Consider the following 13,098-nt stretch of genomic DNA (forward strand, 5'->3'; position numbering starts at 1 on the left):
ACCCTAATTTAAATTTTTAACTAATCGATGAATATGGACTGTTAAATATACAATCTCCGTATTATTAATTTGATAATTATAATTGTTCACCATATACAGCTTAATTTTTTGGGCACAACTCGCAGCCTTCGGATATTTTTGTTGAATCAATTTCAACAAATCCTCGTCTTCATCATCATAATGTTCTTTTAACAAACAACGCTGTGCGAAAAACTTTAAGTGGGTAATAAACCGGTAGTACCCCAAAGAAGAATCATCCAGTTCTGTATGATAATAGTCTTTCACAATTTGTTCGATCTCTTTAACAATTTTGACAATCTGATTGGCCAAATTTTGATGTTGACTATTATCTACTTCTGCATTAATAAAATGTAATGCAATAAAGGCAGCTTCATCCTCAATGAGGGTCACCTGTAAATCCCGTTGAACAATTTGTAATGCCTTTTGGCCGACTGCATACTCATCAGGATAAAGACGCGCAATATCCCATTTTAATGAATTATGGATGTCAATTCCGGTCCGATGCCGCTCGATCGCCGCGTGCAAATGATCCGTTAAATCAACATAAATAATTTCATTTAATTTCTTCCCCAACTTTAACTTGGCAAAATTAATAGTCTTTTCAGCCGCCGTAATTTCTGCCGCCGGAACCGTAATGGCTAGCTCCGTAAATCGATTCCAAGCATCTAAATCGTGTAACGCCAAAACTTTTTCGACTTTGGTAGCATCCACCGCTTCACCGGCACGTTTTTGAAAAGCAACGCCGGAACCCAAGACTAAAACTACTTGCCCAGGGGCTTTTTGGGCAAGTAACGCATTATTATTTAAGACTTTCGTAATTAACATTCTTTTTTGAGCCTACTACATTCTACTACCTGCAGTTGTCATGCTCCGAAGATAACACCACCTGCAGCTAATTAATATTATAATCACAAAGTGAATACGGTGTCAATTTTTATGAACCATTTTCTTTAAAATATTGTAAGAAATCATTTTTTGATTAAAGAAATCTAATATTCGCCCAGATATCATATTTTGCAAATCTCTTCCGTCTTCTCTCCTCTCTAACAGTATATCGTTTCTTAAGTAGGCAAAAAGGCAACTGTCGAAAAATATAGCCTTCGATGAGATGCCATAATTTCTATGGGAAGAATTGGTTTTTAGGTGTTGACAAAAGCTCTTTAAACCGTTTTAATAGTTCATAAGCTTAATATTAAGAATCTCTCAGAAAATTAGTAGTGCTGTGTTCCCTACCTGAGAAAGATAGTGGTGGCTGCAAACTATCGTAGAGCACGGGATGAATTACATTTCTGCAGTAATCAGAGATTGCGTATTCGACGTTATCGATAATGAGGTGCAGTAAGCACGAAGTTGGGTGGTACCACGGTAATTTTTCGTCCCAGAACTAAATCATTTAGTTCTGGGATTTTTTATTGGAGAAAGGATCTATAATAATGGATATTTTAGCTGATTTAAAATGGCGTGAAGCTGTTTATCAAATTAGTGATCTAGAAGCATTACGTAAAAGACTAGCTACAGGTCAACCCATTGCCTTGTATTGTGGAGTCGATCCCACTGCTGACAGTTTACACATTGGTCATTTAATTCCCTTTTTAGTGCTCAAACGATTTCAATTGGCGGGTCATCATCCCTACATTGTAGTTGGAGGTGGTACTGGTTCCATTGGCGATCCCGGTGGTCGTAAAACCGAACGTCAACTCCAAACTATGGAGCAAGTTAATCAAAATAAACAGGCCTTAACTAAGCAAATGACACGTCTTTTTGGAACAGACAACTTTACTATTGTTGATAACTACGATTGGTTGAGTCGCTTGTCATTATTAGAGTTCTTACGGGATACGGGTAAACTTTTTAATGTTAAAACCATGCTCAACAAAGAAATCGTTGCAACTCGCTTGGAAACTGGAATCTCCTACACGGAATTTACTTACCAAATCCTCCAATCCATTGACTTTTGGCATCTGTATCATCACGAACACGTTCAATTACAAATTGGTGGTGCCGATCAATGGGGCAACTTAACCGCGGGGATCAATTTTATTCATAAAAAGGACCCTCAAGCAGCCGTGTTTGCTTTGACGATTCCCTTAATGGTTAAAGCCGACGGCACCAAATTTGGGAAAACTTCCGGCGGGGCCATTTGGTTAGATGCCCATAAAACTTCCGTGTTTGAATTTTATCAATTTTGGTTTAATCAAGATGATCGGGATGTGATTAAATACTTAAAATATTTTACCTTTTTAAGTCATGATGAGATTACTCAATTAGAACATGAAGTCCAAACTCATCCTGAAAAACGGCAAGCTCAAAGACGCCTGGCTCAAGAAGTTACTACCTTTGTTCACGGTGCTGCAGCCGCACAAGCTGCCCAGGAAATCTCCACTATTCTTTTTGAAGGTGACGTGACCCAATTAAGTGTTCGTCAATTAGAGCAGGCTTTTGCTAAAATGCCGGCGATTACTATTAGTGATCAAGCCACTAATATTGTCGATTGGTTAGTTACCAATCAATTAGAACCTTCCAAACGCCAAGCCCGCGAAGACATTAGTCAAGGTGCTATTTGGATCAATGGTCAACGCATCCAAGATCTAAACTTTCGGGTCGATCCACATAGTCATTTTGACGGCCAATACATTTTAGTGCGCAAAGGTAAAAAGAATTATACTTTAGCGCAAGTACAAGCCTAAAAAAAACTGTTCGCAAATTTTGCGAGCAGTTTTTTTGCGTTTTGATCCATACCCATTCTAGGTGCAGGGACGCTCCACGCCAAAGCTTCCATCATCTTCTTCCTACAGTGGAGGTGCAACAATTAGTGCCTGCTGGTCCAATGTACTCTTTCAACTAATGGCACTGAAATTGGACTAGATCTTTGATTAGCATTTTTTATAAAATTGAAACTCATTATTTTTATTCAATTCGAACTATTCGCTTTAAAGAGCAAATTATTATTATCTTATTGTTGAAAATGCTATGATGACTTTGAAAATAGAAGAAGGTGATAATTTGAGAAAAACAAGTAAGTGGTTGTTAGTACTTTTACTCTTACTAATTAGTCCTATCCCAATTTATAGTTTATGGGCTAACGCGGACGTGATTACTACTTGGGGGCATTTTGCTATTCCCGCCCTGCCTGATTTAAACGTATATTTGCGGACTTACATTTTCATCGCCAGTGCAATATTTATTGTGGTATGGCTGATTTATTTATTAATGGTGCTTTTTCGAGCTACTAACAAAAAATTCAATTTAATCAAAAAATCATATGGTCAGGTACAAGTTTCCAGTAAAGCTATTAATAACTTTATCATCGCTTCCCTCAAAGATGAACCCTTATTAAACAATCCCAAGGTTTCGTCCAAACTAACCAATCGGCAATTGAATATTAAAATTGATGGACAGCTTTTGGCCGGTGAGCATGCGCAACAGCAGTTCGAACAATATTTAGAACAATTACATCATAATCTCCAACAGTTGCTGGGCATTCAGCAAAAACCTGTTATCAACATTCGTTTCAATGGTTATCAGACCAAAGCCGCAGGTTCTCCGAAAATGAGAGTGCAATAAGGAGGGACGCGAAATGAAAGAATTTTACGAAAATCATTTCTCAGAAATCGTCGGCGGCGGTTTGGGTTTGTTATTGGCCTTAAGTTTTGTTATTTGGGGTTTTCTAGCAACCCTTTTAATTCTCATTATTACTTTACTGGGAAGCATTATTGGCCATTATTGGCCACGTATTTCTCAAATCAGAATAACGAATAATAAAAGTCACGAATAATATAGGAGGAAGCAGCACATGGCAATGGATCGGACAAATATGAAATCAAATATGAATCAGGATCAAGATAACGAAAAAAACGTAAAAGGTGAATTAACCTATGATCAAAAAGTTATCCAAAAAATTATTGGTAACGCCTTAGCAGACATTGATGGTTTGTTAACAGTTGATGGGGGATTCTTCTCTAATCTAACCGACAAATTAGTTAATAATGATGATGTAACTAACGGTATCAATGTGGATGTTGGTAAAAAACAAGTAGCCGTTGATATGGATATTGTGGCGGAATATGGTGCCGACATTTCCAAATTGTACGACAAAATCAAGAACAAAATTTATGATAAAGTTAAATCAATGACTAACTTAGAGGTTGTCGAAGTTAATGTGAACGTAGTTGATGTCAAAACCAAGGCGGAGCACGAAAAAGATTCAGTTAGTTTGCAAGACCGCATTAGTGGTAATAATTCTGACAATGACGATAATAAAAAGAAAAAAGACAACGCTCAAGCCAAGAAAAATTCCGAGCGAGTGCAATAATTAATAAACCGCAAACAACAATTAATAAAAAGCGTAAATCCCAGTTAGGATTTGCGCTTTTTAGATTGCTGTCACGGTTGGATTGTTTTTATTAGGAAATTGTGCTTAACGTCGTTGAGGCTTAATCAACCAGCCCAGTACCAAACCGAGCACTGCTAAAGCCAACGTAAAGTATAACCCGAAATGAACTCCATTAACAAACCGAGCCGCATGATTTGTACCCTGATAAGCTGCTTGCCCCCAACTTAAAAAACTCGTTGCTAAAGCTGTAGCGACAGCACCAATAATTTGCTGTAAGGTATTTAAAATCGTACTTCCATCTGCCGATTCTAGTCCTTTCAGGGAATTCAAGGCATGTGTTTGCGCCGGTGACATAGCTAAAGGACAACCAATCATTAAAACTACGTGGGCAGTAATAATATAACCTACCGTAGAATGACTTTGAGATAGGAGCAATAAAACAATGCCCCCAATCGCAATGAGGAATCCTGCAATAACAGGCTTACGTGCTCCTAACTCGTCAAACAAGCGACCGGAAAGTGCGGACACAAGCGCATTAACAATTCCCCCAGGTAACATGATCATTCCCGTGAAGGCAACTGGCAATAATAATCCCCGTTGTAGATATTGTGGTAGTAAATACATCGCCGACAAAATGATTGCAAAGTCTAACATGACACACAGTGCCCCCACTGTAAAATCACGTTTGCTAAACAATCTTAAATTGATAATTGGATTTTCAAGATGGATTTGTCGATAACCATAAAAGCCTAAAATTATTACACCACCCAGGATCAAAGCCAAAACCAGAGGCGAAGACCAGCCCCATTCGGCTGCAAAACTAACACCCATCACTAAGCAGCCAAATCCTAGAATCGATTCAAGCAATGAAATTACATCCACATGCGGTTTAGTTATTTGGCCCACATTAGGTAAATACAACAGGGCCAGAATTAAGGCCAGGACTAAAAAAGGAACAAACAGCCAAAAAACCCAGTTCCAGCTGAGTTTTCCCAAAATAATTCCCGTTAAGGTAGGACCGATCGCTGGGGCCAACATAATTACTAAGGCACATACTCCCATGGCAGTTCCTAATTTTTGCGGCGGAAAAATTAACATTGCCACCGTAAACATTAATGGCAAAACAATTCCGGTGCCTAATCCTTGAATCATTCGGCCCAATAATAAAATCACAAAATTAGGCGCTAAGGCGGCAATCACTGCCCCCACTATAAAATCAACCAATCCGAAAATAACTAATTGCCGCGTGCTAAACCATTTGGTTAATAAACTAGAAAAGGGCAAAATAATGCCAATGACTAACATATAGCCAGTAACTAACCATTGAACACTAGCAGCTGGGATTTGAAACGCCTGCATCAACTGGGGTAAGGCAATATTTAATGAGGTTTCCGAAAGCATCCCTACGAAAGCTCCAATCATCATACTAGCCATCACCAACCAGTGATGTTCAATTGTGCCGCTAGTTTGACCTGTTTTCATGAAATAACTCCTTTCAATTACACTTAAAAGTGCAACTTGATTATCTTAGCAAAAAGAATTATTTCATGTAAGTATTTTTACAACTACTAGTTACAGCAAAATGTCAGAAATCAGCATCTTCTCTTTGCTGAAATCCAACCCTTTCTTCCAAAAAACTACGCTAACCACTGCTCAATCTCCTAGTTAAACAAAAAAGCTGTTTTGAATTTCTTCAAAACAGCTTCTATAGATTATTTAAATTTATGCTTAAGGATGAATGTATGTGTATTGTGTGGCACCACTAAGCACTTGAGTATTTGGTCCTGTTGGACTACTGAAGCCCATTCCACCTTGAGTAATGGTTACTGTATTATTAGCTGGATTGTAGGATTGAACCACTGCCACGTGACCATAATATGGATCTGCAGTCCAGGTGCCCACTGATTGACCACCCGCAAAACTAATCACTGCGCCAGCTTGAGGAGTGTTGTCCACTCTAAAACCGGCACTCCGCGCAGAAGAAGCCCACTGAGCACCATTGCCCCAGTAATTGCCTACCCAAGGAGCAACACTCTTAGCGTAATAGGTACATTGACCCCAAGGATAAGAATTACCTTGGTTAGTGTAATTAGCATGATTGCCTGCAGCCGGCTGTTGTGCGGCTTGAGCAGCTGGTTGTTGCTGTGCCGGCTGTTGTTGTGCAGCTTGAGCAGCTGGTTGTTGTTGAGCCGACTGTTGTGCTGCTGCAGGTTGTTCAGCTGATTGTTGAGCCGGCTGTTGCGGTGCTGCGGCTTGTTCAACCGGTTGTTGTTGGGCCGGCTGTTGTGATGCTGCAGGTTGTTCAGCTGGTTGTTGTTGGGCCGGCTGTTGCGGTGCAGCTTGTTCAGCTGGTTGTTGTTGAGCCGGTTCAGCTTTGGAGATAGCTGGAGCTACTGTAATTGGTGTTACATTGGTTAATGAAGGGTTGTTTAAAACTACATAGGTTTCTGGAACCCAACCTTTGCCTTCAATTTGATACCAAGTTGTATTGTTGACCTTTTTATTAGCTAAAACTTTCTTAGTCGCACCGTAAACTAAATACTCACCTGTCGGCGCCATGGATTCTGGATCAGACCAAACTGTAGTGGCACCTGATTTATAATTGGCTGTTACAGTATCAGCTTTCACTTCCGCTGCTGGCTGTGCGACTACTTGATTACTATCGATATACTTACTGGAAACCCATTCGTCATTTCCTAAATTATACCAAGTCTCACTAAAAACTTTCTTGGAGGATTGAATACTTACCTTATCACCAGTATTTAAATAATGCTTAACTGTCTGTCCTACTTCCGGGCTGGACCAGACTGTGGTAGCGCCACCTTTATAATTGATTGTACCATTGGTAGCTGCATGTGTATGATTGGCATTACTTACACCTAATAATGTTAAACTTGCTAATCCTAAAATCCCTGAGGATAGATAACCTAATTTTTTACGCTTCATTGAAAGAACCCCTCTAAACCATATTGTAGTTGACGTTTGGTGCTTTATACAGTCAGTATACATTGCTAAAGTAACAAAAGCATTACAAAACCATGATAATTATTTTACAATCACAGTCACTCTCTTATTAGAAATGACTACAACCAAACAAATTTAGTGTAGCACTTTTTTTACTCAAGTTCAGCTATTAGTTTCTTAGATAGTACTATGCTGATTTTAGCAGGTAACCGCTTTTTTGTAAAAAAAATCGAATTATTGTTCGCTGTTTTTACACAAAATACCGTTATCCTATTGAAGCATTAACATTCAATATTTAACGGTATCTTTAAGCGATTCATTTAAATCCCGCTTAATTAATTTGTCAAGCAATCCACAATACAATGACAACTCAAAAATCTAGACTATCAATTGTGCTCATATTTGAACGTCGAATAGACACTTCAAGCTTTAATAATCCCAAAGGCCCCTAACACGGCAGCTCCCACAATTAAAATTAACAAAACTGTCGTCGGTTTTAACTTCTTTTTTAACATCCAATATGTAGCCAAAGTTACGGCTAAAGGGAGAATTCCTAAAGACAGCTCATCTAACACTTTTTTCTGCACATTGAGTGAAGTGCGCCCCAAAGGAATGGCCAGCGGTGTGGATACGGTTACAAATTTGGCAGTTAAAGCACCGATAACGACGGCTCCCAGAATTTGCGCAAACATCATTACTTTTTGTAACAATGAATTATGCAACAATTCCAAAATTCCTTGGCGACCAGTGTAATAGCCCTTCATCCACAACCAATGAGCAATAGGCAACATGATTCCTAATAACAAAACCCCATAAGCAAAAGGCCCTAAGATAATATTACCTTCGGTTGCAAAGGGAATCGTGAACGATAATAAAATTGGAATAATAATCCCTTGAAATAAAGTATCTCCTACGCCAGCCAATGGACCCATCATCCCCGTTTTGAACCCTTCAATCATTTCCGCGGGAATCGGTTGACCGTTAGCTTTTTGTTCTTCCATCGCAATAGAGATCGATAAAATCGGATCCCCAAAAGATGGTTCCGTATTAAAAAATTGCAGATGTCGTTGCAAAGCTTCTTTTAATTCATCCGGTTTATTATGATACAGCTTCTTTAAAATTGGAGACAAAGCGTAGGTGACGCCCATGGATTGTAAACGTTCATAATTATAATTCGAATGCGAAAAAAACATCCATCTCCAAAAGGAACGATTTAAATCTTTGCGAGTTATTTCAACCATTACTTCAACCTCCTATTCAATCAGTTGATTTATCTTGCTGATCTGCTGTGGGCTCATTTTTAAAATAAAGCGTCATGTAAACATAACCAATAAATGCCGCAAATGCCGATACTACCAGAATCGGTAATCCGGAATAAACCGTTAACAAAAATCCGAAAATAAAGAAAATTATCATGCCTTTACCATTCATTGCTCTTAAATTCATCGCAATTCCCAGTGCCGGCAAAACTCCCCCAATGACCGACAGCACATCCATTGGCCGCCCCTTTAAGATGTTAATCACATGAGCTACGGGCTCGGCTCCAAAATAGACAGCCAAAGCTACCGGAATCACCGACATCAAAAAGACAATTAATTGGGGCGGCCAAATATTCAAGAAATTAATTTTTTTAACATTACCTTGTTCAGCTGCTTTATCGGCCATGTGCACAAACGAAATATCCACGGTCATATGTGTCACCCAAATGACCGTCCCTAATAACCCCAGGGGCACTGCTAAAGCAGCCGCTGCAGCCGGTTTAACTCCGCTTGCAATAGCTAAAGCCGTCCCTAACGTTCCGGCTAAGGCTTGATCCATAGGTACGGTACCTCCGGCTGAAATCCAAGCTAAAAAAGGTAAATTAATAGCAGCGCCAATTAAACAGCCCTCTACTGGTTTGCCTAAAATCAAACCGACAATGGTGCCATTAACCAGTGGCCGCATAATAACGTGAGTTCCAATGGTGGTGAGCCAAGGTTGCGCATTAATCCCTAAGAAATAAACAAAACCAATTAAAATCGCTTGCCAAACATTAATATGCATTTCTTCACCCCCTAATTCAAATCAACCTTCTCAATGGACAGGGCTTTTTCATCTGGAATTACTTGAACTTTCACTTCCACACCTTGTGCTCCAATTGCTTGAACTGCTTGTTTTTCGGCAGCATTCATAAAAATATTTTTATAAACTTTTTGACGACCTTTATTAGCCCCCATGCCGCCAATAATTACTCCAGGTAATACAACTTGTGCTTGAATTAACTGTAAGAAAACTTGGGGCGTCTTGGCCAATATAATTAATTTATCCGTTTGATTCGCATTAATTTTTTGAGGAGCTTCTTGAACATTATAAATATCCAATTTTATTCCTGCCGGTACCGCCATTTGCATAATTTGTTTAGTAAAATCATCTTGCGCTGTGACATCATCGACAATAACAATATGATTCCCACCAGTATATTGAATCCAAGCGGTCATTACTTGACCATGAATCAAACGATCATCAACTCTCGCTAAAACAATTTTAGTCATTGCGTTTCCGCCTTTCTGCTGGATAGTGCCGTAATTCTGTAAAAAATTCTCTCACCCCATTTTTCCCAGCCTGCAAAATTTTAGAAGTCATTTCATCTAAGTTAATGTGCAATAGACGTTGATGGAATATTTCGATCAGCATTGATAAATTAGCGCCTGTAAATATTTTGTATGGAATTTTTAAATTGGCTAATTCTGTATGATTAGCTATGGTTTGACTATAGGGACTGGCAGCGTATAGATCAGTCACTATAATTACCCCAGCGCCATCATTTAATAATTGAATTTGCTGCAAAATTTGTGCTCGTAATCTTTCAATACTGTCGCCTTGATTTAACGCTAAAGTGGCCGTTTGGGTTGGTGCGCCCATAATTACTTTAACCGCATCTAATAAACCGGCAGCTAATTGACCATGGGACACGATCAATACCCCGATCATGACCAATCCCCCTTAATTTTAAATTTAAAACATTAAATCACCGCCGTTTAAATTAATCGTTTGTCCCGTGATATAACTGGCGTCATCACTTAACAAAAAAGTGACAATGTTAGCAATATCTGCTAATGTCCCGATCCGCCGCAAAGGGATTTTATTAGCGAAATAATCCATTACCTCGTCGGCTTGGATATTTTTCTTTTCGGCATAAGCTTGTTTTTGCTTTTCCCACATAGGTGTATAAACTACTCCCGGCGCAATACTATTAACCCGAATATTTTGCGGACCAAATTCAGCCGCCAAGGATTGGGTTAAACCAATAACGCCAAACTTACTAGCACAATAAGCTGCATAATTATTAGTACCCTTTTTCCCGGATTCCGAAGAAAGGTTGATAATTACTCCCTGGTGTTTTTGTAACATTTGCTGGACTGCAATTTGACAGCATAAAAACTGTCCTTTTAAGTTGATATCTAACGTTTTGTCCCAAATCGCTTCCGTGTGCTGCAAAAAGGGAGTAATGATGGAAATACCCGCACAATTTATCCAATAATCTACTAAGCCAAAATTAGTTTCGATCCATTCACCGAACTGTTTGACTTGTTCAGCTACGGAAACATCCAAATGATAAAAATGTAAATCATAGCCTTGCTGTTTTTCGGTGGCGACAAATTGCGCCCCTTGTTCGGCCGTTTTTAAATCCGCGACAATTACTTGTGCCCCTAAAGTAGCTAACTTTTCACTAATTCCTTGTCCTAGACCGCTACAGCCGCCAGTTACTACCGCCAATTTATTGTTAAATTGTGTCATAAATTCTGAAACTCCCCTTCTTTAAAGTAAGCGCTATCATCACGACGTCGTGACGTCATTATATCATTAATAATGATGATGTCAAAATTCTATTAAGCCAGAAACTGTCCGTGCTTTTAGTTCCAAATTTGAGGAACCCCGAAGAACTTTATCAGAAGTTCCTGCCCCATTTCTTTGTACACCCTGAAAAAATGGTAAAATGGCAATTAACTATCAGAATTCTCAAGGAGCAGTTTATGATCAAAAAAATTGATAAATTCAGTCCTCTACCCATGTACTATCAATTACAAACTGATCTCATCAGTAAAATTAATGCGGGGCAATTAAAAAGCGGAGATTGCCTCCCTTCTGAAAAAGAATTAATGCGGCAGTATAATGTCAGCCGTACCACTGTCCGGACTGCCGTAGCCAATTTAGTAACAAGTGGTCACTTAGAAAAACGTCGTGGCGTCGGCACCTTTGTCCGGCCACCACATCTGGATACAAATCAGTGGGAACTCAATCATATTAAAAGCTTCCAACAGCAGTTAGAAGCAGAAGGACACCGTGTATCGACCAAAGTTTTAGCTTTTGAAAAAATTCAGACTTCACCTGAGTTAACGCAAATTTTCACAGCAAAAGAAACCGATTTCTACCGGATTAAACGTTTGCGTTATAGTGATAATAATCCCATTGTTTTTGACACCACTTTTGTGCCGATGTCTTTAGCTGCCCACTTGGAGCAGTTTAATCTAAATAATCATTCCTTATTTCAAATTCTACAAACACATTATCAAATTAAACTCTGCTACGGAGAAAAAATTCTGCAAGCTAGTTCAGCTAATCAGACAGATGCCGAAGTTTTAAAATTGAACGTCGGGGACCCCATTCAAACTGTAAAAACAAAAACTTATTCGGACCAAAATCGTCTTGTGGAGTATTCGATTTCGCATGATAGTGGGGCTTACAGTGAATATAAAATTTTGCTTCATTATTAAAAATTTTTGCAATTCTTATCAGAAGCAGACCGGCGCTAGCACAAGCTTTTTCCACTATCAATTGCATCTTATTACCGATGTGTTCTCAGCTTTGCTCATTGTTTAACAAATTTTGGCAAAAATTTAACTATTATCTAATCACTTTTCAGACATAAATTTGATAAAAACAAGGCTTATTTTTACTTTGCGTTCCCTGAAAGCGCTTGACAAAAATGATAGCGCTATAATATTATGACTTAGTAATCAAAATAATAAAATAATGATTTTTTTGCTAGTACTAGAGGAGGGACAGATTATGTCCAGTTATTTGGCAGAATTTCTTGGCACTACCCTATTAGTGTTAATCGGTGATGGAGTATGTGCTAATAATACTTTGGAAAAGACGAAATCCCACAACGGTGGACCCGTCATGATTCTATTAGGCTGGTGTTTAGCTGTGGGGGTCCCCGCTGGATTGTTCGGTGATGTCAGCGGTGGTCACTTTAATCCCGTCTTTACAATTGGATTAGCAATTGCCGGATTATTCCCATGGAATCACGTTCTCGGATACATAATTGCGCAGATGGCCGGTGGATTTTTAGGTGCTGTTATGGTTTGGTTTTTCTATTACAATCATTTTCAAAACAGTCCATCCGTTAGTGCTGAAGATAAACTAGCTATCTTCACTACTACACCAGCAATTCGCAATTACTTTTTCAACACCTTTTCAGAATTATTAGCCACAATGGTCTTAATCTTTTCTTTATTTGGACTTAGTTCCAAAACACCAGTGGCTGGCGTAAGTACCTTCAATGTTGCTGCCGGAATCCTCATGGTCGGAACTGGTTTAGGTGGTACCACTGGATTTTCGTTAAATCCTGCTCGTGACTTCTCTCCAAGATTGGCGCATGCCATTTTGCCTATTCAAGGTAAAGGGTCCTCAGATTGGGCTTACTCGTGGGTGCCTATTGTGGGACCATTAATCGGGGCTACCATCGGGGCTTTCTTATACAAAGCTGTTTTCTAATCATTAATGCCTTAAAATTG

Annotated in this window: 14 protein-coding genes; 6 read left to right on the forward strand and 8 right to left on the reverse strand. The window is 39.0% G+C overall.

Features of this window, described 5'->3' with window-relative positions; translation table 11 throughout:
- Positions 1 to 3: 3 nt before the first annotated feature.
- On the reverse strand, positions 4 to 846 hold the full coding sequence (gene licT, locus JG30_RS07405) for a BglG family transcription antiterminator LicT (RefSeq protein ID WP_046317739.1): 843 nt from the start codon (positions 844 to 846) through the stop codon (positions 4 to 6).
- Positions 847 to 1,454: 608 nt separating this feature from the next.
- Here licT and tyrS point away from each other — a divergent pair.
- The 4 genes from tyrS to JG30_RS07425 all read left to right on the forward strand — a co-directional run bounded on the left by tyrS (position 1,455) and on the right by JG30_RS07425 (position 4,333).
- On the forward strand, positions 1,455 to 2,708 hold the full coding sequence (gene tyrS / locus JG30_RS07410; RefSeq protein ID WP_046317741.1) for a tyrosine--tRNA ligase: 1,254 nt from the start codon (positions 1,455 to 1,457) through the stop codon (positions 2,706 to 2,708).
- Between the two features lie 316 nt (positions 2,709 to 3,024).
- Positions 3,025 to 3,585, forward strand: coding sequence for an alkaline shock response membrane anchor protein AmaP (gene amaP, locus JG30_RS07415; protein WP_046317743.1), 561 nt, complete (start codon positions 3,025 to 3,027; stop codon positions 3,583 to 3,585).
- Between the two features lie 13 nt (positions 3,586 to 3,598).
- Positions 3,599 to 3,796, forward strand: coding sequence for a DUF2273 domain-containing protein (locus JG30_RS07420; protein WP_046317745.1), 198 nt, complete (start codon positions 3,599 to 3,601; stop codon positions 3,794 to 3,796).
- Positions 3,797 to 3,820: 24 nt separating this feature from the next.
- Positions 3,821 to 4,333 carry an Asp23/Gls24 family envelope stress response protein gene (locus tag JG30_RS07425; protein WP_376856565.1) on the forward strand — a complete coding sequence of 171 codons (513 nt, stop codon included), beginning with the start codon at positions 3,821 to 3,823 and terminating at the stop codon, positions 4,331 to 4,333.
- Positions 4,334 to 4,438: 105 nt separating this feature from the next.
- On the opposite strand, the gene JG30_RS07430 is transcribed toward JG30_RS07425, so the two are convergent.
- The 7 genes from JG30_RS07430 to JG30_RS07460 all read right to left on the reverse strand — a co-directional run bounded on the left by JG30_RS07430 (position 4,439) and on the right by JG30_RS07460 (position 11,095).
- Entirely contained in the window at positions 4,439 to 5,836 is a 1,398-nt protein-coding gene (locus JG30_RS07430) for a DHA2 family efflux MFS transporter permease subunit (RefSeq protein WP_046317747.1), read from the reverse strand.
- Positions 5,837 to 6,082: 246 nt separating this feature from the next.
- Entirely contained in the window at positions 6,083 to 7,300 is a 1,218-nt protein-coding gene (locus JG30_RS09275; protein WP_046317749.1) for a CHAP domain-containing protein, read from the reverse strand.
- Between the two features lie 440 nt (positions 7,301 to 7,740).
- A complete protein-coding gene (locus JG30_RS07440; protein ID WP_046317751.1) occupies positions 7,741 to 8,559 on the reverse strand; it encodes a PTS system mannose/fructose/sorbose family transporter subunit IID in 819 nt (272 codons plus the stop codon).
- Positions 8,560 to 8,575: 16 nt separating this feature from the next.
- On the reverse strand, positions 8,576 to 9,361 hold the full coding sequence (locus JG30_RS07445) for a PTS mannose/fructose/sorbose/N-acetylgalactosamine transporter subunit IIC (RefSeq protein WP_046317752.1): 786 nt from the start codon (positions 9,359 to 9,361) through the stop codon (positions 8,576 to 8,578).
- 11 nt (positions 9,362 to 9,372) lie between these two features.
- The gene (locus tag JG30_RS07450) at positions 9,373 to 9,849 is read right to left on the reverse strand and encodes a PTS sugar transporter subunit IIB (protein ID WP_046317754.1); all 477 of its coding nucleotides are present in this window, start codon (positions 9,847 to 9,849) and stop codon (positions 9,373 to 9,375) included.
- On the reverse strand, positions 9,842 to 10,288 hold the full coding sequence (locus tag JG30_RS07455) for a PTS sugar transporter subunit IIA (RefSeq protein WP_046317756.1): 447 nt from the start codon (positions 10,286 to 10,288) through the stop codon (positions 9,842 to 9,844). The genes JG30_RS07450 and JG30_RS07455 overlap by 8 nt, the downstream gene beginning before the upstream one ends.
- 24 nt (positions 10,289 to 10,312) lie before the next feature.
- Positions 10,313 to 11,095 (reverse strand): SDR family NAD(P)-dependent oxidoreductase, encoded by a 783-nt coding sequence (locus JG30_RS07460; RefSeq protein WP_046317758.1) that lies wholly within the window; start codon positions 11,093 to 11,095, stop codon positions 10,313 to 10,315.
- A gap of 236 nt (positions 11,096 to 11,331) precedes the next feature.
- Between JG30_RS07460 and JG30_RS07465 the strand changes: the two genes are divergently transcribed.
- Together JG30_RS07465 and JG30_RS07470 are read left to right on the forward strand one after the other, a co-directional pair.
- Positions 11,332 to 12,072 (forward strand): GntR family transcriptional regulator, encoded by a 741-nt coding sequence (locus JG30_RS07465; protein WP_046317760.1) that lies wholly within the window; start codon positions 11,332 to 11,334, stop codon positions 12,070 to 12,072.
- Positions 12,073 to 12,367: 295 nt separating this feature from the next.
- Positions 12,368 to 13,078, forward strand: coding sequence for an MIP/aquaporin family protein (locus JG30_RS07470; protein ID WP_046317762.1), 711 nt, complete (start codon positions 12,368 to 12,370; stop codon positions 13,076 to 13,078).
- The last annotated feature ends 20 nt before the right edge of the window (positions 13,079 to 13,098 follow it).

The organism is Bombilactobacillus mellifer (assembly GCF_000970795.1).
Taxonomy (GTDB): Bacteria; Bacillota; Bacilli; order Lactobacillales; family Lactobacillaceae; genus Bombilactobacillus; species Bombilactobacillus mellifer.

Excerpts from the sequence above, each read along its gene's own strand:
- licT (WP_046317739.1), bottom strand. The coding sequence starts at position 846 with ATGTTAATTACGAAAGTCTTAAATAATAATGCGTTACTTGCCCAAAAA.
- tyrS (WP_046317741.1), top strand. The coding sequence starts at position 1,455 with ATGGATATTTTAGCTGATTTAAAATGGCGTGAAGCTGTTTATCAAATT.
- JG30_RS07420 (WP_046317745.1), top strand. The coding sequence starts at position 3,599 with ATGAAAGAATTTTACGAAAATCATTTCTCAGAAATCGTCGGCGGCGGT.
- JG30_RS07425 (WP_376856565.1), top strand. The coding sequence starts at position 3,821 with ATGGATCGGACAAATATGAAATCAAATATGAATCAGGATCAAGATAAC.
- JG30_RS07430 (WP_046317747.1), bottom strand. The coding sequence starts at position 5,836 with ATGAAAACAGGTCAAACTAGCGGCACAATTGAACATCACTGGTTGGTG.
- JG30_RS09275 (WP_046317749.1), bottom strand. The coding sequence starts at position 7,300 with ATGAAGCGTAAAAAATTAGGTTATCTATCCTCAGGGATTTTAGGATTA.
- JG30_RS07440 (WP_046317751.1), bottom strand. The coding sequence starts at position 8,559 with ATGGTTGAAATAACTCGCAAAGATTTAAATCGTTCCTTTTGGAGATGG.
- JG30_RS07445 (WP_046317752.1), bottom strand. The coding sequence starts at position 9,361 with ATGCATATTAATGTTTGGCAAGCGATTTTAATTGGTTTTGTTTATTTC.
- JG30_RS07450 (WP_046317754.1), bottom strand. The coding sequence starts at position 9,849 with ATGACTAAAATTGTTTTAGCGAGAGTTGATGATCGTTTGATTCATGGT.
- JG30_RS07455 (WP_046317756.1), bottom strand. The coding sequence starts at position 10,288 with ATGATCGGGGTATTGATCGTGTCCCATGGTCAATTAGCTGCCGGTTTA.
- JG30_RS07460 (WP_046317758.1), bottom strand. The coding sequence starts at position 11,095 with ATGACACAATTTAACAATAAATTGGCGGTAGTAACTGGCGGCTGTAGC.
- JG30_RS07465 (WP_046317760.1), top strand. The coding sequence starts at position 11,332 with ATGATCAAAAAAATTGATAAATTCAGTCCTCTACCCATGTACTATCAA.
- JG30_RS07470 (WP_046317762.1), top strand. The coding sequence starts at position 12,368 with ATGTCCAGTTATTTGGCAGAATTTCTTGGCACTACCCTATTAGTGTTA.